The sequence below is a fragment of the Mesorhizobium sp. WSM4817 genome (assembly GCF_055811135.1).
Genome location: NZ_JBVVQQ010000148.1, coordinates 1 through 363, shown reverse-complemented (window position 1 = coordinate 363; position 363 = coordinate 1). Strand labels below are relative to the sequence as shown.

General features: G+C 60.3%; 1 protein-coding gene. It reads left to right on the top strand.

What is annotated here, in order from left to right; all coding sequences use genetic code 11:
• Positions 1–17 precede the first annotated feature (17 nt).
• Positions 18–281 (top strand): DNA -binding domain-containing protein, encoded by a 264-nt coding sequence (locus tag AC0L2K_RS35140; RefSeq protein WP_473533678.1) that lies wholly within the window; start codon positions 18–20, stop codon positions 279–281.
• The last annotated feature ends 82 nt before the right edge of the window (positions 282–363 follow it).

The window sequence follows — 363 nt, the reverse complement described above, 5'->3', positions numbered from 1 at the left end:
TGGAGTACCGAACTGCCATGAAAGTCGGAACGAAACCGGCAATCCAGGAAGAAGTGCCATGGTCCGACAGCCTGACCACGTACGATAAGCAGCACCACACGCTGTACCTGAGGTTCCTGGATGCGGCCGCCGATGATGCCAGCTATGAGGAGATGGCGCAGGAGATCCTCGGCATCGATCCGCTACAGGAACCGGAGCGCGCCCGCAAAGCCGCGCGAAGCCATCTTGATCGGGCGAACTGGATGGTGACGACAGGGTACAAAGAATTGTTCGCGGGATAACGGAAAATGGGCGGCAGCCCCCGCGCTCCTCAGCAGCAGAGTGGTCCAGGCGTCCACTAGCAAGGCGATCCGTTGCTTCCGC